The organism is Citrobacter sp. Cu231, from assembly GCF_030332265.1.
In the GTDB taxonomy this organism is placed as follows: Bacteria; Pseudomonadota; Gammaproteobacteria; order Enterobacterales; family Enterobacteriaceae; genus Citrobacter; species Citrobacter meridianamericanus.
Genome location: NZ_JAOWIE010000011.1, coordinates 1 through 206, shown reverse-complemented (window position 1 = coordinate 206; position 206 = coordinate 1). Strand labels below are relative to the sequence as shown.

Genomic DNA, 206 nt, shown 5'->3' with positions numbered 1-206 from the left:
GGGAGTAAGCTTAGTCAGCCGTTGTCTCCGGGTGTCGCGTGCGCAGTTGCACGTCATTCTCAGACGAACCGATGACTGGATGGATGGCCGCCGCAGTCGTCACACTGATGATACGGATGTGCTTCTCCGTATACACCATGTTATCGGAGAGCTGCCCACGTATGGTTATCGTCGGGTATGGGCGCTGCTTCGCAGACAGGCAGAAC

General features: G+C 56.8%; 1 pseudogene. It reads left to right on the top strand.

Annotated elements, in window-relative coordinates:
* A pseudogene (locus tag OGY15_RS00215) lies at positions 1-206 on the top strand (IS3 family transposase); the annotation flags it as partial.